This window comes from Acinetobacter sp. 1566109 (genome assembly GCF_000582255.1).
GTDB classification, from domain to species: domain Bacteria; phylum Pseudomonadota; class Gammaproteobacteria; order Pseudomonadales; family Moraxellaceae; genus Acinetobacter; species Acinetobacter nosocomialis.
Map to the genome: position 1 here is coordinate 1 of NZ_JEYB01000067.1, position 16,467 is coordinate 16,467.

Consider the following 16,467-nt stretch of genomic DNA (forward strand, 5'->3'; position numbering starts at 1 on the left):
CAATGCGAGTGGTTACTCAAATCGGTGAACAAACTCTAGATTCACAGGCGTGCCTAAATTTATTTCATAATCTTAACTTGAATCAGATTCATTAATATGCCGAAGCCACCTGTGAACGCGAAAGCAAAAAATGCTAAAAAAAAGGGCAAGAAAACAGCATCTCATTTTCCTAAAAAGTTGGTGCTGATTGGCTTTTTTATCGTTTTAATTTCTATTTTTGCTATTTTGTGGTCAAGTTTATTTAAAGCTTATCCTGTTGAAGGGAAAAAGCAGATGCTATCGATCACATCAGGTGAGACCTATTCTGGTTTTATTGATCGTTTAGCCAAAGAAAATAAAATCCATTTCCCAATTGTACTTAAGCTTTATCAAAAGTTTATGATTCATGACAGCATGAAAGCTGGTGTGTATGAAATCGAACAGGGAATGAGCGTAAGACAAGTATTGGAGATGTTGTCTAATGCTGATAATGCTCAGATGAACCGTATTTTAGTGATTGAAGGTACGACTTTTAAACAGCTTATTACTGCACTCAAAAATGATAAAAATGTAAAAAATACAATACTCGATTTACCAGATGACCAGCTTATGAAGGCTTTAGGTATTCCTTATCATCATCCGGAAGGTTTATTTGCGCCTAACACTTATTTCTTCGCAAAGGGTGAGACTGACAAAAAAATCCTCACCGATTTATATCATCATCAAATGAAAGCTTTAGATACTGCTTGGGCAAATCGCGCACCAAACTTACCCTATAAAGATAAGTATGAAGCTTTAATTATGGCTTCGATTGTTGAAAAAGAAACAAGTATAGATAGTGAGCTTGAGCAAGTATCTGGTGTATTTGTACGCCGTTTGAAAATTGGTATGCGTTTACAAACTGACCCAACCGTGATTTATGGAATGGGTGATAACTATAAGGGTAAGATCAGTCGCGAAGACTTACGTACACCAACCGCATATAATACCTATACAATTAATGGCTTACCGCCAACACCAATTGCTTTGCCAAGTCAAAAAGCAATTGAAGCAGCACTACATCCAGATGACTCAAATAATATTTATTTTGTGGCAACTGGTAATGGTGGTCATAAATTTACAGCAGATTTACAGGCTCATAATCAAGCGGTGCAAGAGTACTTATCCGTGTTGAGATCGAAGAAATAAGGAAAAAAGATGTTTATTAGCTTTGAAGGCACGGAAGGGGTAGGTAAAACTACACTCATTCGAAAAATTCATCAGCATTTTGAAGAGCAAGGTAAAGAAGTTGTTTTAACTCGAGAGCCGGGTGGAACACCGCTTGCAGAACAAATACGTTCGATGCTTTTAGCGGTAAATCATGATGAAAATATGAGTCATGATACTGAGCTACTCTTAATTTATGCGGCACGTGCTCAACACTTACAACAAGTGATTTTGCCGGCTTTAGCCTCTAACAAAATTGTTTTAAGTGATCGCTTCACAGATGCAAGCTTTGCTTACCAATGTTCTGGTCGTGGTTTAAGCCAAGATAAATTACAGCTTTTAAATCAGAATTTTGTTTCACGTATGCCAGAGGTGACTTTCTGGTTAGATGCACCGATTGAACTCGGTATGAATCGTGCACGTGAGCGTGGAGCTTTAGACCGTTTCGAGCAAGAAAAGTTAAGCTTCTTTACTAAAGTTCGCGAAGGTTATGAGACTTTATGGAAATCTGAACCAGAACGTATTAAACGTTTAGATGCTACGCAAAGTCCTGAACAGGTATTTGAGCAAGCCTTACAATACTTAGGATAAATAATAAAAGCCACTCTCAGTTCTGTGGGAGTGGTTAAAAATGACGACAAATCTGCTTAAAAAGATCATAGAACATATTGAACAGTATTTTATGCTATTTTGAATACTGTTCTAAAATTGAAGAAAAATAAGGATGAAAAGTTCAAAAGAAGAAATCATAGCGTTTCTTGAAAAGGAATTTCCCCCAAGTCTTGAACATTGCACGATTGAATCAGTTACGCCTAGAGCTGCTGTCGTTTATTATCATGTAGATCAAAGACATCAACGCCCAGGCGGTACCATATCTGGTCCAACCATGATGACTTTGGCAGATTTTGCTTTGTATATTGCAATACTCGGTGAAATTGGAATTGTGGGTTTGGCGGTAACGACGAATTTTAATATTAATTTTCTAAGAAAACCCGCAGGTGATAAAGACTTACGTAGTGAATGTAAGCTTATGAAAGTAGGAAAAAGCTTAGTCGTGGGTGAGGTCTGGATTTATTCAGTTGGATTAGATGAACCAGTAGCGCATGTGACCGCGACTTATTCAATTCCACCAAGACCACAAATATAAAACTAAATAAAAAGCACAGCCAGAGCTGTGCTTTTTTGTAGAAAAATAGCCTAAATGTCGGTATTAACCAATGGCTGCTCTACTGCAAAGTTTGGAGGCGTTAGAACTGTCTTACGAATCTCACTCGAAGTTTCCGGATAATCTAGAGTGTAATGTAGGCCACGCGATTCTTTACGTTGCATGGCACAGCGAACGATCATTTCGGAAACAAGTACAAGATTACGCAGTTCAATTAGGTTTTTGCTGACACGGTAGTCTTGATAATATTCAGTGATTTCACGCTTTAACATCTCAATACGGTGTAAAGCACGTTCTAAACGTTTTGTGGTTCTGACAATACCAACATAGTTCCACATGGTTGAACGTAACTCATCCCAGTTTTGTAAAATAACCACATCTTCATCTGGGTTGGTTACTTGTGAATCATCCCAAGTTGGTACTTCTGGTAATTTGAAGTTTTCATCAAATTTATTTTCGATGTCTTTTGCTGCACTCATACCGTAAACAAAGCACTCAAGTAACGAGTTACTTGCCATACGGTTTGCGCCATGTAACCCTGTATAAGAGGTTTCACCAATTGCATATAGACCTTCAATATCGGTCTGACTATTTGAGTCAACTACAACACCACCACATGTATAGTGAGCTGCGGGTACCACAGGAATCATGTCTTTAGTGATGTCGATACCTAGCTCAAGCAATCGTGCATAGAGTGTAGGGAAGTGCTCTTTAATAAACTCAGGTGATTTGTGGGTAATATCTAACCATACATGACGAATACCGAGACGCTTGATTTCGTGGTCAATGGTACGTGCCACAATATCGCGAGGAGCCAACTCTGCACGATCATCGAAACGTAGCATAAAACGTTCGCCGTCTGGCAGGCGTAAATAAGCACCTTCACCACGCATCGCTTCAGTAATTAAGAAAGAACGTGCTTGCGGATGATATAGGCAGGTTGGATGAAACTGGTTAAATTCCATATTGGCTACACGGCAACCTGCGCGGTAAGCCATAGCAATACCATCACCTGTAGCAATATCTGGATTAGATGTATAAAGATAAGCTTTCATCGCACCACCGCAAGCAAGTGCGGTAAATGGAGCAAGGAAAGTATGAACTTTTTCTGTTTTTTCATCTAATGCATACAAACCAATAGCACGATTCGCTTGATCTATATGACCCAACTTATGCGACGTAATTAAATCAATCGCAATGTAATTTTCAAAAATTGTAATATTCTTGCGTTCTTTCGCTCGTTCAACCAATGTAGTTGAAATAGCTTTGCCTGTTGCATCAGCAGAATGGATAATACGGCGCTGTGAGTGACCACCTTCACGTGTTAAATGAAGCTGTTCATCTTCATCTAAGGTGAACTGCACGCCTTGCTTTAAAAGAAAATCAACAGAAGGACGACCACCTTCTACAGTATGCTGTACTGCATCTATTTCACATAAATGAGCACCTGCAATCATAGTGTCATTAATATGTTGTTGAATAGAGTCAGTTTCATCAAGAACTGCAGCAATACCACCTTGTGCATAGAAGGTACTTGCTTCAGTTAAAGCAGCTTTGGCTAAAACTGCAATATTAAAATGACTTGGTAACGATAAAGCTAAGCTTAAACCAGCACCGCCACTGCCCACAATAATCACGTCAAAGTGGTGAATTGTCTGTTGATTAGGCATGTCCATTCGCATCAATTTAAAACGTCCGCTAATGACACCCCTTTTTACCTAAAAAGGCAAGAGCTTAAGCGCTCTAAGTCACAGAAAAATTGCAATTAGCTTAAAAAATTGCAATGTGTAAAATAAACGTGATGAGGATGCCTTACAAATAAACATATTGTTACGCACAATTCCAAAGCGTTGTGATACAACAGTTTTATTCTTATTCTCGTAGACCAATTGTGGGTGAGCACCGAATGAAATCTCGCTATTTACAACAAGGAATGTATGCAGCGGTATTTACAGTTGCTGCTGTTCAAGCAAACGCTGCTGTTGATTTTTCAAACCTCGTTGAACAAGTTAGTCCGGCTGTGGTGAGTGTAAACGTTGTAAAAAAAATGACGCAGGATGAACTGTTACAGCAGCAAGTTCCTGAAATTTTAAAACGTTTCTTTGGTAATCAGGTCATCATTCCACAGCAACAAGGTCCTCAAGAAAAAACCGCATACGGTAGTGCATTCTTTATTAGTAAAGATGGTTACTTACTTACAAACCATCATGTGATTGAAAATGCTTCCCGCATCAGTATTACTTTAAATGACCGTCGTGAGATTGATGCAACTGTTGTTGGTAGTGATGAACGTACCGATGTTGCCTTATTAAAAGTGAATGGAAATAATTATCCTGCTTTAAAAGTAGGAAATGTTGACCGTTTACGAGTGGGAGAGCCTGTTTTAGCGATTGGTTCGCCATTTGGTTTTGACTACTCTGCTTCAGCAGGTATTGTTAGCGCTAAATCACGTAACATGAGCGGTGAAACCTCTGTACCATTTATTCAAACAGATGTAGCTTTAAACCCTGGTAACTCAGGCGGTCCATTGTTTAATCAAAATGGTGAAGTTGTCGGGGTGAACTCACGTATCTTTAGTGGTACTGGCGGTTATATGGGCTTGTCTTTCTCTATTCCAATCGATGTAGCGATGGATGTAGCTGAACAGCTTAAAACAAAAGGCAAAGTTACTCGTTCATACCTAGGCGTTATGATGCAAGATATTGACCGTAACCTTGCCGATGCTTACAAACTGCCTAAACCAGAAGGTGCTCTTATCACACAAGTTACGCCAAATTCACCTGCTCAAAAAGCAGGACTTAGAGCTGGCGATGTGATTTTAAAACTTAATGGTGCTTCTGTACTTCGTACAAGTGATTTGCTCTATGCCTTAAACAAAGTACAGCCAAACCAAACAGTTCAGTTTGAAGTATTACGCGATGATAAAACTCGTAATATTTCGGCAACTCTGGCAACTGCACCAGATGAAACACCTGCTACAGGTACTCAGGCTTCTACTTCTAAAGGTCCAGTATTAGGCATGAGTATTCGTGATTTGGCTGAACCAGAGAAAAATGCGTTAAGCGTGAAAGGTGGTATTTATGTTCAAGATGTTCGCCGTGGTGGGCTAGCATCATTGTCAAATATCATTCCTGGTGATGTAATTGTTCAGGTTAATAATACTCAAATTTTGAATAGCCAAGATTTTGCTAAAGTTGTTTCTAACTTACAAAAAAATACGGTTGCTCGGGTTGGGATTATTCGTCAAGGCCAACGTGCAATGCTTGGTTTACGCATCCAGTAAAATGATTTAAAAAAGAACCACCCTGAAAATGGGTGGTTTTTTATTATTTGTATTCGGCATAATGTGATCTAGCTAATTTGAATGTAGCTTTAGATTTAATGATTAAAGTGGGTGTTTTGTGAGCAGTATATTCGATTTACATATTCAGGTTCAGCCACAGCATATTGATGCTTTGGGCCATGTTAACAATGTAATGTATGTCCAATGGATGCAAGATGTTGCTGCTGCTCATGTTGAAACATTAGGAGTAGGCGTAACCAAATATCTTGAGCTTAAACATGCAATGGTTGCTGTTGAGCATCATGTACAATACCGTAAAGCTGCGTTTGAAGGCGAAGAAATCGTACTACGGACATGGCTCGATGATATCAATGCACTTTATTCATTTCGTCAGTATGTTTTTTTTCGCCCTTCTGATCAGGCTGTCTTATTTGTTGGGAATACCAAGTGGGCATGTATTGAAATTGAATCTGGCCGACCAAAACGTATGTCACCGACTTTTACACAAGCCTATAAGCCACTTGACTCAAGTATAAATCCTTTAGATTTTACTATTTCGTATGCTCGCTAGTTGGAAGTATTACATGTGTTTTGAATTGTCATTTTTTAGAACATAAGTACAAAGCTCATGATTATTTTGGATACTTTAAAATATCCATCTGCTATAATCTCTCGCAATTTGTTAAACCGCTTTGGCTATGTATTAAATCAAGCTACATAGCACTTTATATTTTCTCAAGGTAGCCCATGGCGCAAGCTAAAAAATCAGTTGATATCAAAAATATCCGAAATTTCTCGATTATCGCTCATATCGATCATGGTAAGTCTACTTTGGCTGACCGTTTTATTCAGATGTGCGGTGGCTTACAAGATCGTGAGATGCAAGCTCAGGTCTTGGACTCAATGGAGCTTGAGCGCGAACGTGGGATTACCATTAAAGCAGCGTCTGTGACATTGTATTACACCCATCCAAATGGGCAAGAATATCAGCTTAACTTTATTGATACCCCGGGGCACGTTGACTTCTCGTATGAAGTATCGCGTTCATTAGCAGCGTGTGAAGGCGCGTTATTGGTCGTAGATGCGGCGCAAGGCGTAGAAGCTCAATCAGTTGCAAACTGTTATACCGCGATTGAACAAGGCCTCGAAGTTCTTCCTATTTTAAATAAGATTGATTTACCGCAGGCTGAACCTGAACGTGTAATTCATGAAATTGAAGAAATTATCGGGATTGAAGCGACGGATGCGCCAACTTGTTCAGCAAAAACAGGTTTGGGCGTTGAAGGTGTATTAGAACGTTTAGTCGATGTTATTCCAGCGCCAGAAGGTGATCGTGAAGCTCCACTTCAAGCGTTAATCATCGATTCATGGTTTGATAATTACTTAGGTGTAGTCTCTCTTGTCCGCATTAAAGAAGGTCGTATCCGTAAGGGCGATAAAATGTTGGTTAAGTCGACAGGACAAACTCATCCGGTAACTTCTGTAGGTGTATTTAACCCTAAACATACTGAAACCGATATTCTTGAAGCTGGCGAAGTAGGATTTGTTATTGCTGGTATTAAAGACATTTTTGGTGCACCAGTAGGTGATACTATTACGCTTGCGTCTACACCAGATGTTGCAACTTTACCTGGTTTTAAAAAGGTTAAACCACAGGTTTATGCGGGTCTTTTCCCAATCGATTCAAGCGACTTTGAACCATTCCGCGAAGCATTACAGAAATTACAAATTAACGATTCTGCTTTGTTCTTTGAACCTGAAAGTTCAGATGCACTTGGTTTCGGTTTCCGCTGTGGTTTCTTAGGCATGTTGCATATGGAAATCGTACAAGAGCGTTTAGAGCGTGAGTATGATCTCGATTTGATTAGCTCTGCACCAACAGTAGTCTATGAAGCCGTTACCAAAAAAGGCGATACGATCTATATCGACAGTCCGTCTAAAATGCCTGATGGTTCAGTTGTTGAAGATTTACGTGAGCCAATTGCTGAGTGTCATATTCTTGTGCCGCAAGAATACTTAGGTAATGTCATGACCTTATGTATTGAGCGTCGTGGTGTACAAAAAGACATGAAATTCTTAGGTAATCAAGTTTCGATTACATTTGAAATTCCAATGGCTGAAGTTGTGATGGATTTCTTTGACAAGCTTAAATCATGTTCACGTGGTTTTGCATCGCTAGACTATAACTTCGTACGTTTCGAAAGTTCATCTTTAGTTAAGGTTGATGTATTAATTAATAGTGAAAAGGTTGATGCCTTGGCTATGATTTGTCACCGTAATGATGCTCGCCATCGTGGTATTGCTTTAGTTGAAAAAATGAAAGATTTGATTCCACGTCAAATGTTTGATGTTGCAATTCAGGCTGCTATTGGTGCTCAAATTATTGCTCGTTCGACTGTTAAGGCGATGCGTAAAAACGTTCTAGCAAAATGTTATGGCGGTGACGTGTCTCGTAAGAAGAAATTACTTTCTAAACAAAAAGAAGGTAAGAAACGTATGAAACAAGTGGGTAGTGTAGAAATTCCACAAGAAGCGTTCTTAGCTGTTTTGAAAGTAGAAAGATAAAAGAAAGGGCTGGGATGAACTTATATTCTCCCAGCCATAAAGCAAGCAGCTAGGCTGCGAGTGAGGTCATGTGGATTTTGATTTTAATTTAATTCTTGTTCCAGTTACGCTGATTTTATTTGCAGTGTGGTTGCTAGATAAGCTTGTTTTTAAACAGCGTGCAAATAAAGGGCGAGAGAACGAAAATTTTGTTATTACATGGGCCTATGACTTTTGGCCAGTTTTAGCTGTTGTGCTTGTACTTCGCTCATTTCTTTATGAACCATTTAATATTCCATCAGACTCTATGGTTCCAACTTTAGAGACTGGCGATTTTATCTTAGTTAATAAATTCGACTATGGTGTGCGTTTACCTATCGTAAATAAAAAAGTCATTGATGTAGGTGAGCCGAAACGTGGTGATGTCATCGTATTCCGTTACCCACCTCAACCAACCATTAGTTATATTAAGCGTGTAATTGGTTTACCAGGTGACCATATTGTTTACGATCATGGTCAATTGATTATTAATGGTCAGAAAATTCCTAAAGTACCAACACAATTTAGTCGTGAAAAAGATGCTTTAGATACACCAACGTCTATTTATCATAAAGAAACAATTGGTGATCATACCTTTACGATGCGTGAACTCGAAGGTGTAAACGTTGCGCGTCAGGCACCATTTATCAACTATGTTGATAATGGCAAATATTCAAACCAAGACGGTTTATATTGGGAAGTAACTGTTCCGAAAGGACATTACTTTGCAATGGGGGACAACCGTGATCAAAGTGCTGACAGTCGTTTCTGGGGGTTCGTTCCTGAAGAAAATTTAACAGGCCGAGCTTTCTATGTCTGGATGCACAAAGAACCTGGTTTCCACCTGCCAAGCTTTAACCGAAATGGAAAAATAGATTAAAAACAACCATTAGGAAAAACAAAAATGCGTAAGGCACAACAGGGTACTTCGTATTTAGCAATTTTATTTGGGGTGGTTATATTTGCAATTGCGGCGAAAGCCGTACTTGCAGTTTGGCCAGCATATTGGGATGATCGTGTGATTAATAATCAGATTACAGAGCTCATGCAACAAAGCTCAGCTGATATCACACCCCAAAAGTTTATGACACAGATGGACCAACGGCTGGAAATGAACAATATTCGTGATCTCCATTTTAAGGAAATTGCTGAAGTGTTTAACGAGTCTGGTCTAATCGTCAAAAAGAAATATGAAGTAAGAAAACCTTTCTTACTAAATATTGATTTAGTTTTAACATTTGAGAAAAGTTTTGACAAAACATCAGTTCAAACTAAGTGATCCTCGCTTACTCAGTCGAATCGGTTATCAATTTAAGCAGCCCGAATTGCTACAGTTAGCTTTGACTCATCGTTCGGTGAGTCATAAGTATAACTATGAACGTCTGGAGTTTTTAGGCGATTCGTTGTTGGGGATGATCATTGCTAATTATTTATATCATGCCTATCCACATGAAAATGAGGGGCGTTTAACACGTATGCGTGCGACTTTAGTTCGCCAAGAAGCATTAGGTAAAATTGCAACCGATTTGCAACTTAGTCGGTGTTTAATATTAAGCACAGGCGAGTTGAAATCTGGTGGTCATCATCGTGAGTCAATATTAGCGGATACGGTAGAGGCGATTATTGGTGCAATTTATCTTGATAGTAGTGATCTGAACCTACTCAAAGATATTGTGTTAAAATGGTATGTACCTTATTTAGATCATATTGAGCCAACAGATCAACTCAAAGATCCAAAATCACGTTTACAAGAGTATCTACAAGCACGTAAAAAACCTCTCCCTGTTTACGAGGTTGTAGATATTCAGGGTGATGCACCTCATCAACACTTTAAAGTCGAATGTTTGGTAGATGGTTTACCAAAGATTTATGGTGAGGGGTCAAGTCGTCGTTTTGCCGAGCAGGCAGCAGCGGCGGAAATTTTAAAGTTATTGGAGCAATAACCTGCATGTCGATGCATTCTGATCAAATCAATCCAGATTCAAATGAAAACCAAGATCCAAACAATCTGATTGATCAATTTTTTAGTTCCAAAGGCGTTACAATTCCTTCGGATTTTAAGAGCGGATTTGTGGCGATTGTAGGACGTCCAAATGTGGGTAAATCTACCCTCATGAACCATTTATTGGGTCAAAAACTCTCAATTACTTCACGTAAACCTCAAACGACTCGCCATAAAATTATTGGTATTGATTCGCGTGAAAAGATGCAAGCGGTTTATGTAGATACACCGGGAATGCATAAGAAAGAAGTACGTGCGATCAATAAAATGATGAACCGCGCTGCTCATTCTGCATTACGTGATGTTAACTTGGTTTTATTTGTTATCGATGCGTATAAGTGGACTCAAAATGACGATTTAGTGCTTGAGAAACTCAAGAACGCTGAAATGCCAGTTATTTTGGTCATTAATAAAGCTGATACTTTTGAAGATAAAAGAGAGATTCTTCCTTTAATTCAAGAGCGTACCAAGCTTATGAATTTTGCTGAGATTGTTCCTGTTTCTGCTCTTCGTGGAGCAAACTTGGAACATTTAAGTGAAACGATTGAAAAATATCTTCCTTATCAGCCGCCACTGTATTCATTTGATCAAATTACGGACCGTTCAGAACGCTTTTTAGCAAGTGAAATCATCCGTGAAAAAATTATGCGTCAGTTGGGTGAAGAGTTACCATATGATTTAACAGTACAGATTGAATCTTTTAAAACAGAAGAGGCAACTGTTAATGAGAAAAATGGTCGATTAAAACCAGCTTGTACCTATATTGATGCAACAATTTTTGTCGATCGTCCTGGCCAAAAAGCGATTGTGATTGGTGAAAAAGGTGCCAAGCTTAAAACGATTGGTATGGATGCTCGCAAAGACATGGAAAAAATGTTCGAACAAAAGATCATGCTTACCTTATGGGTTAAGGTTAAAGGCGGTTGGTCTGATGATGAACGTGCTTTGAAAAGTTTAGGATATAGCGATATCTAACAAGCAGGGAATACTGGTATGAAAACAATTACATCAATATTGGCTATTATTGGGTGTACATTGATGTTACAAGGTTGTGTATATAAGCTTGTAACCGTACCAGTAGGTATTGCTTATAAAACAACTAAAGGTGTGGTGAAGGGTACAGCTGCTGTTGTAGGAGCTGTAATTCCTGATGGTGATGATGACGATAAAAAAGAAAAAGAATCTAAGGAATAGTTTCTTTTTATGATGCGCAATGAAGTCCTACATGGATATATGATTCACCATCGTAAATATCGTGAAAAAAGCCATATTGTGCATCTCTTCACTCAGGAATACGGGCGGGTCGATGGCATTTTAAGACAGACTCCGCCTCCCCAATATCAACCAATTCGGTTGCAAGCTACAGGTAAAAGTGAACTCAAAAATTTTACGAAGCTGGAAATATTAAATCAGCCGGTTTTCTTTTTTGGTGATGCTTTTTTTGCTGGCTTTTACTTAAATGAAATTGTTCTAAGACTTTGTCCGCTAGAAGAACCAATGCCACAAACTTTTGAACAATATCAATTAACTTTGCTTCAGTTACAACAATTATCTTTTCACGAAAATCCCGATCTTTTTCTCAGACAGATCTTAAGGCAGTTCGAACATATTTTACTTCCAGAGTTGGGCTATGCGATTGATTTTTCAGTTGATAGCTCACAAAAAGAAATTTTGCCAAATCAGTTTTATCAATTTCAAGTGACTGAAGGCTTTGCTCCCGTTGTCCAGGCAAGCCGCTCATCTTTGTCGGGAAAAGCAATTTTATCTATGCTGGATTATGAGCAAGGGCAGGATTTTTCTCACGAACAATTGCAATTATTAGGTAAACTATACCGTCAAATGATTACATCGCTTTTAGGTGATCGTCCCCTAAAAAGTCGACAATTGTGGATTCAAAATACTCAAACTCAATCGTAATTAGGATTTATTTATGGCTGCATTGCTTGGTGTAAACATAGACCATGTTGCTACTCTAAGACAGGCGCGCGGTACTACTTACCCAGACCCTGTAGAAGCTGCTCTTATTTGTGAACAAGCTGGTGCAGAGGGGATTACTTTGCATCTTCGTGAAGACCGCCGCCATATTCAAGATGATGATGTGCGTCGCATGCGCCCATTGTTAAAAACACGTATGAATCTAGAGTTGGCCGTTACTGATGAAATGGTTGAGTTTGCCAAAGAAATTAAACCACAGCACGTGTGTTTCGTTCCTGAAAAACGTCAGGAAGTAACAACTGAAGGTGGTTTAGATGTAGTAACTAACTTTGAAAAAGTTAAGGCTGCAACCCAGGCTTTAGCTGCTTTGGGATGTGACGTATCATTATTTATTGATGCTGATTTTGCTCAAATTGATGCGGCAGTTGCATGTGGCGCACCTACGATTGAGTTGCACACAGGTGCATATGCCGATGCAGCAACAGAACAAGAACAACAAGAAGAGCTGGCTCGTATTGTAAAAGGTGTTGAATATGCCGCTTCAAAAGGTTTGGTTGTAAATGCAGGACATGGTCTTAACCTAAAAAATATTGCACCAATTGCAGCAATTCCACAAATCCATGAATTAAATATTGGTCATTCAATTATTGCAGATAGTGTTTTTGTAGGTCTGGCACAGGCTGTTAAAGATATGAAAAAAGCGATTCAGGCAGCAGGATAAGTAGTAATGTCGAGTATCAATTACGATGAATTAATGCAGCCTGTGTTGGCATTTTTGGGGTGTCAAACTCCAAATGAATGGTTAGATGAGGCCGTTAATAATTTAGACATCTTGATGCAAGATCATGCCAATTGTGAGAAAAAAGCAGCCGGTACGGCAATGAACTTGATGTTCCGCTATAGTTTTTTTACAGATCTACAAGTCAAACTTGCTCAACTTGTACGTGAAGAAATGCTTCACTATGAACAAGTTCTCGAGTTTATGACGAAACGTGGCCAAGAGTGGAAAGGTTTAAGCGCAGGACGATATGCAGGTGGCTTACGAAAAGAAATACGTACCTATGAGCCAGAAGCTTTAATTGACGTACTGGTTATTGGAGCCTTTGTAGAAGCACGTTCGTGTGAGCGTTTTTATGCACTTGCCCCGCGTGTAGATGACGAACTTGGACGTTATTATCGTTATCTGCTGAAGTCGGAATCTCGTCATTTTGAAGACTATTTAGCACTAGCGCTTGATGTCGCAAAAACTGCCAAAATGAAAGATCCTGAAGAAGATATTCAGCAGCGTATTGAACATATCCGTGAGGTTGAAAAGAACCTGATTTTGACTCCGGATGATACTTTCCGCTTTCATAGTGGTATTCCTGCATAGTCTTGGGTGCCTCAAATAAAAAAGTTTACCTTTCATGGTGAACTTTTTTTATTAGGTGAACTTCATCCTTTGTCAGCAGACATGTCCTGCTTTTAGTTCTTTAATGCATATAATTATTTAATAAATATATTTTTTATAGATTTTAATTTCTCATAAAATTTTTAAAAAAACTTTTATTTTTTTAGGCTAATAATAAATATTATGTAAATATAAAGGCTGATATGTTCATCATGAGTTCAACTGAAATAGTTGATTATTTCTAAGGATATAAGAATGTTAGCATTAGTTACAGGCGCATCGGCAGGTTTTGGTTATAGCATTTCAAAAAAATTGATTGAGTTGGGCTATAAAGTTATTGGTTGCGGAAGACGGGCAGAAAAACTAGAAGAATTAAAACAAGAACTTGGTGAGAAATTCTACCCACTCGTGTTTGATATGACAGATACAGTAGAAAATATAAATAAGTTATTTAAAGAATTACCAAATGAATTTCAAATCGATCAAATTGACTTACTGGTCAATAATGCAGGCTTGGCATTGGGTCTAGAGCCAGCAGATAAAGCTGAATTAGATGATTGGTACACGATGATTGATACCAATGTTAAGGGGCTTGTTACTGTTACCCGACTAATTTTACCAAGTATGGTGCAGAAGAAATCGGGTCTAATTATTAATATGGGGTCAATTGCAGGTACATATCCATATCCTGGTGGTAATGTTTACGGTGCAACAAAAGCTTTTGTGGAGCAGTTTAGTTTAAATCTTCGTGCAGATTTGGCTGGTACTGGTGTACGAGTAACAAATATTGAGCCGGGACTATGTGGCGGTACTGAATTTTCTCTTGTGCGTTTTAAGGGAGATCAGGAGAAAGCTAGTAGTTTATATGATAAAAAGAATCCAATCTTGCCTGAAGATATTGCAAATACGGTCGCATGGATTGCATCACAACCACCGCATATTAATATTAATCGTATAGAAATGATGCCAACGACTCAGTCTTTTAACCCTTTAAAAGTTGTAGAAGTGGAATAATGTAATTTTAAAAAAGATCTAAGCGTAGAAGGTCACCTAAGTTTAGAACTGATGATTCGATCTGGTAAATATTCGAATTATGAAAAGCAAATCCTCTACAGGCAGTAGGGGATTTTTTTATAGGTATACTTTAATAGAAGGCAATAAAAAAGCCCGCTTTAATGCTGCGGGCTTTTTAGTATTTGGCTCTCCCACCTGGGCTCGAACCAGGGACCTGCGGATTAACAGTCCGTCGCTCTACCGACTGAGCTATGGGAGAATCTGCATGCGATTATAAGGAGATTTTGACAAGGGTCAAGTGAAAATCGTCATGTTTCCTTCATTTTTGTGTTGTATGCTTCTTATTTGATCAAGTTGAGTAGCGAGGATATAAATTACTTGCACTTTAAAAACTCAATTGCTAGATTCAAAAAAGAACAAGCGTTTGGAGTAATCCAAACAGTGTGGATTTAAACCAACTTGCCAGCACTAAAATGGCTAAATCGGAGATAAGTATGAAAACACTTACTGTTGCTTCTATTTTTTCTAATTTTGATTTTTATCAACGCAATTATCTTAATATTTTAAATCAACCAGAATCTTATTACACACTTGTAGAAGATGCATGGATCAATGCTTTTCCATTTAAAAAGCAGGACTTGTACTTAGGTGACTTATTACAACTCTGGTTTAGTTTAAAATGGGATGCGCATACTTCACTGAAAGTTTTAAAGTGTTCCAAGTTACTAGATCAATCTAAACCCCTCTATATTTTCCAGCTCGAAGGCGAATTATTACTAGGTAAAAATAAAGTCTTAGCTTGGTCTACTCAGCATAATGAAGTGGTCGAGCTTCAACTTAAGAATATTTGGGCACTCTATGTGATTGCACAAACTTGTGACCGTCCAGATCTTCCTGACTTAATAAAAAAGGCAGCCATTTAAAGCTGCCTTAGTTTTCATGGTCGAATGATCATGCAGGTTGCTGTTGCATACGCATAAAGTTTACCTTCTTCATCAATAATTTTACCTTCGGAAATACCTAAGTTTTTACTTAAATTAATGACTTTACCAGTGGCAATTAAAGCCTGATTTTGAGGAATAGGGCGGCACATTTTCACGTTAAGGTCGATGGTGCCATAACCTACACCTGCAGGTAACATCGTATGGACAGCACAGCCAGTCACCGAGTCTAGGACTGTTGCTGCAAAACCACCATGTACACCACCTAATGGGTTTAAGTGATTATGATCTGCTTGTGCTTTGAAAGTCACACATCCTTCAGAAATTTCAGTAGGTTGCATTGGAATAGTTTTGCTTATACTGGCAGGTGGAATGTGACCTTCAATCATGGCTTGTAAAAATTCGAGGCCTGTCATTTCCATAGGATTTTTCATTTTTTGAGTCCTTCAGTAATTAAGTTCTAAAATGGAACTTGATGTTAAATTAGGCGTTAAAATGCATATTGTCAAGTTGGCGAGTATAAGAAATATGACTATTTTATAGTTTATGAACTTGTAAAATGTGGTTGAGTAGAATATTTTATAACCCTAAAAATATAAACTTCTTGTGGAAAATAATAATGAACGGTCAGTGTCTATGCGGTGAAACAACTTTTGAAGTTGAACTAAAAAATCATGATGTACATGCTTGCCATTGTTCGATGTGTCGTAGACAAACTAGTGGTGTCAATATGACAGTTGATGTGGTCAAAGGCAGTTTAAAGTTTATTCAGCAAAAGCATCTTAGTGTATTTAACTCTTCTGACTGGGGAGAACGAGGCTTTTGTAATGCTTGTGGAACAACAATTTTTTGGAGAACGAAAGATCAAAGTTACTGCAATATCAATGCATTTTCTTTAAATGAGCCAGTAGAAGGCATGAATTTAGATATGGAAATTTTTATTGATTCAAAACCCGATTTTTACACTTT

19 protein-coding genes, 1 tRNA gene and 2 pseudogenes are annotated in these 16,467 nt (G+C 38.3%); 19 read left to right on the forward strand and 3 right to left on the reverse strand.

Annotation, left to right across the window (positions count from 1 at the left end):
* The 4 genes and pseudogenes from J582_RS26810 to J582_RS21960 all read left to right on the forward strand — a co-directional run.
* Positions 1-95 (forward strand): annotated as a pseudogene (locus tag J582_RS26810) (aminodeoxychorismate lyase); the annotation flags it as partial.
* Between the two features lies 1 nt (position 96).
* Positions 97-1,167 carry an endolytic transglycosylase MltG gene (gene mltG / locus J582_RS21950; RefSeq protein ID WP_002052517.1) on the forward strand — a complete coding sequence of 357 codons (1,071 nt, stop codon included), beginning with the start codon at positions 97-99 and terminating at the stop codon, positions 1,165-1,167.
* A gap of 9 nt (positions 1,168-1,176) precedes the next feature.
* Positions 1,177-1,776: a dTMP kinase gene (gene tmk / locus J582_RS21955; RefSeq protein WP_031981988.1), complete on the forward strand. Its 600-nt coding sequence runs from the start codon at positions 1,177-1,179 to the stop codon at positions 1,774-1,776.
* 133 nt (positions 1,777-1,909) lie between these two features.
* On the forward strand, positions 1,910-2,332 hold the full coding sequence (locus J582_RS21960; RefSeq protein ID WP_032048600.1) for a PaaI family thioesterase: 423 nt from the start codon (positions 1,910-1,912) through the stop codon (positions 2,330-2,332).
* 50 nt (positions 2,333-2,382) lie between these two features.
* On the opposite strand, the gene nadB is transcribed toward J582_RS21960, so the two are convergent.
* Positions 2,383-4,026 carry an L-aspartate oxidase gene (nadB, locus tag J582_RS21965; RefSeq protein WP_031981990.1) on the reverse strand — a complete coding sequence of 548 codons (1,644 nt, stop codon included), beginning with the start codon at positions 4,024-4,026 and terminating at the stop codon, positions 2,383-2,385.
* Positions 4,027-4,256: 230 nt separating this feature from the next.
* Between nadB and J582_RS21970 the strand changes: the two genes are divergently transcribed.
* The 12 genes from J582_RS21970 to J582_RS22015 all read left to right on the forward strand — a co-directional run bounded on the left by J582_RS21970 (position 4,257) and on the right by J582_RS22015 (position 14,557).
* Positions 4,257-5,633: a Do family serine endopeptidase gene (locus J582_RS21970; protein ID WP_002052609.1), complete on the forward strand. Its 1,377-nt coding sequence runs from the start codon at positions 4,257-4,259 to the stop codon at positions 5,631-5,633.
* A 118-nt stretch (positions 5,634-5,751) separates the two neighbouring features.
* A complete protein-coding gene (locus J582_RS21975) occupies positions 5,752-6,204 on the forward strand; it encodes an acyl-CoA thioesterase (protein WP_002052732.1) in 453 nt (150 codons plus the stop codon).
* A 176-nt stretch (positions 6,205-6,380) separates the two neighbouring features.
* Entirely contained in the window at positions 6,381-8,198 is a 1,818-nt protein-coding gene (gene lepA / locus J582_RS21980; protein ID WP_002052578.1) for a translation elongation factor 4, read from the forward strand.
* Positions 8,199-8,268: 70 nt separating this feature from the next.
* Positions 8,269-9,096 carry a signal peptidase I gene (gene lepB, locus J582_RS21985; protein WP_002052421.1) on the forward strand — a complete coding sequence of 276 codons (828 nt, stop codon included), beginning with the start codon at positions 8,269-8,271 and terminating at the stop codon, positions 9,094-9,096.
* A 24-nt stretch (positions 9,097-9,120) separates the two neighbouring features.
* Positions 9,121-9,495 (forward strand): DUF4845 domain-containing protein, encoded by a 375-nt coding sequence (locus J582_RS21990; RefSeq protein ID WP_001224037.1) that lies wholly within the window; start codon positions 9,121-9,123, stop codon positions 9,493-9,495.
* A complete protein-coding gene (gene rnc / locus J582_RS0105210) occupies positions 9,467-10,159 on the forward strand; it encodes a ribonuclease III (RefSeq protein WP_004707545.1) in 693 nt (230 codons plus the stop codon). Before J582_RS21990 ends, rnc begins: the two co-directional genes overlap by 29 nt.
* Before the next feature lie 11 nt (positions 10,160-10,170).
* Positions 10,171-11,193 (forward strand): GTPase Era, encoded by a 1,023-nt coding sequence (gene era, locus J582_RS21995; protein ID WP_079376989.1) that lies wholly within the window; start codon positions 10,171-10,173, stop codon positions 11,191-11,193.
* Positions 11,194-11,211: 18 nt separating this feature from the next.
* Complete coding sequence (locus J582_RS0105215; RefSeq protein ID WP_004885836.1) at positions 11,212-11,412, forward strand: NF038104 family lipoprotein; 201 nt, start codon at positions 11,212-11,214, stop codon at positions 11,410-11,412.
* A 9-nt stretch (positions 11,413-11,421) separates the two neighbouring features.
* A complete protein-coding gene (gene recO, locus J582_RS22000) occupies positions 11,422-12,135 on the forward strand; it encodes a DNA repair protein RecO (RefSeq protein ID WP_031981993.1) in 714 nt (237 codons plus the stop codon).
* A 13-nt stretch (positions 12,136-12,148) separates the two neighbouring features.
* The gene (pdxJ, locus tag J582_RS22005) at positions 12,149-12,874 is read left to right on the forward strand and encodes a pyridoxine 5'-phosphate synthase (protein ID WP_002052525.1); all 726 of its coding nucleotides are present in this window, start codon (positions 12,149-12,151) and stop codon (positions 12,872-12,874) included.
* Between the two features lie 6 nt (positions 12,875-12,880).
* Positions 12,881-13,525, forward strand: a complete 645-nt coding sequence (locus tag J582_RS22010) for a tRNA-(ms[2]io[6]A)-hydroxylase (RefSeq protein ID WP_002052437.1) — start codon at positions 12,881-12,883, stop codon at positions 13,523-13,525.
* Between the two features lie 273 nt (positions 13,526-13,798).
* Positions 13,799-14,557: an SDR family oxidoreductase gene (locus J582_RS22015; protein WP_004707555.1), complete on the forward strand. Its 759-nt coding sequence runs from the start codon at positions 13,799-13,801 to the stop codon at positions 14,555-14,557.
* A gap of 183 nt (positions 14,558-14,740) precedes the next feature.
* Here the strand turns inward: J582_RS22015 and J582_RS22020 are convergent.
* Positions 14,741-14,816: transfer RNA gene (locus J582_RS22020), tRNA-Asn, on the reverse strand.
* 49 nt (positions 14,817-14,865) lie between these two features.
* Between J582_RS22020 and J582_RS26815 the strand changes: the two are divergent.
* Positions 14,866-15,010: pseudogene (locus tag J582_RS26815) on the forward strand (hypothetical protein); the annotation flags it as partial.
* Between the two features lie 41 nt (positions 15,011-15,051).
* The gene (locus J582_RS22025) at positions 15,052-15,480 is read left to right on the forward strand and encodes a hypothetical protein (protein ID WP_031981994.1); all 429 of its coding nucleotides are present in this window, start codon (positions 15,052-15,054) and stop codon (positions 15,478-15,480) included.
* A 14-nt stretch (positions 15,481-15,494) separates the two neighbouring features.
* Here the strand turns inward: J582_RS22025 and J582_RS22030 are convergent, their stop codons facing one another.
* Positions 15,495-15,932, reverse strand: a complete 438-nt coding sequence (locus J582_RS22030) for a PaaI family thioesterase (protein WP_016804927.1) — start codon at positions 15,930-15,932, stop codon at positions 15,495-15,497.
* A gap of 185 nt (positions 15,933-16,117) precedes the next feature.
* Here J582_RS22030 and J582_RS22035 point away from each other — a divergent pair.
* On the forward strand, positions 16,118-16,467 hold a 350-nt coding region (locus tag J582_RS22035), incomplete at its 3' end, for a GFA family protein (RefSeq protein ID WP_032048601.1).

Excerpts from the sequence above, each read along its gene's own strand:
- mltG (WP_002052517.1), top strand. The coding sequence starts at position 97 with ATGCCGAAGCCACCTGTGAACGCGAAAGCAAAAAATGCTAAAAAAAAG.
- tmk (WP_031981988.1), top strand. The coding sequence starts at position 1,177 with ATGTTTATTAGCTTTGAAGGCACGGAAGGGGTAGGTAAAACTACACTC.
- J582_RS21960 (WP_032048600.1), top strand. The coding sequence starts at position 1,910 with ATGAAAAGTTCAAAAGAAGAAATCATAGCGTTTCTTGAAAAGGAATTT.
- nadB (WP_031981990.1), bottom strand. The coding sequence starts at position 4,026 with ATGGACATGCCTAATCAACAGACAATTCACCACTTTGACGTGATTATT.
- J582_RS21970 (WP_002052609.1), top strand. The coding sequence starts at position 4,257 with ATGAAATCTCGCTATTTACAACAAGGAATGTATGCAGCGGTATTTACA.
- lepA (WP_002052578.1), top strand. The coding sequence starts at position 6,381 with ATGGCGCAAGCTAAAAAATCAGTTGATATCAAAAATATCCGAAATTTC.
- J582_RS21990 (WP_001224037.1), top strand. The coding sequence starts at position 9,121 with ATGCGTAAGGCACAACAGGGTACTTCGTATTTAGCAATTTTATTTGGG.
- era (WP_079376989.1), top strand. The coding sequence starts at position 10,171 with ATGCATTCTGATCAAATCAATCCAGATTCAAATGAAAACCAAGATCCA.
- J582_RS0105215 (WP_004885836.1), top strand. The coding sequence starts at position 11,212 with ATGAAAACAATTACATCAATATTGGCTATTATTGGGTGTACATTGATG.
- recO (WP_031981993.1), top strand. The coding sequence starts at position 11,422 with ATGATGCGCAATGAAGTCCTACATGGATATATGATTCACCATCGTAAA.
- pdxJ (WP_002052525.1), top strand. The coding sequence starts at position 12,149 with ATGGCTGCATTGCTTGGTGTAAACATAGACCATGTTGCTACTCTAAGA.
- J582_RS22010 (WP_002052437.1), top strand. The coding sequence starts at position 12,881 with ATGTCGAGTATCAATTACGATGAATTAATGCAGCCTGTGTTGGCATTT.
- J582_RS22015 (WP_004707555.1), top strand. The coding sequence starts at position 13,799 with ATGTTAGCATTAGTTACAGGCGCATCGGCAGGTTTTGGTTATAGCATT.
- J582_RS22025 (WP_031981994.1), top strand. The coding sequence starts at position 15,052 with ATGAAAACACTTACTGTTGCTTCTATTTTTTCTAATTTTGATTTTTAT.
- J582_RS22030 (WP_016804927.1), bottom strand. The coding sequence starts at position 15,932 with ATGAAAAATCCTATGGAAATGACAGGCCTCGAATTTTTACAAGCCATG.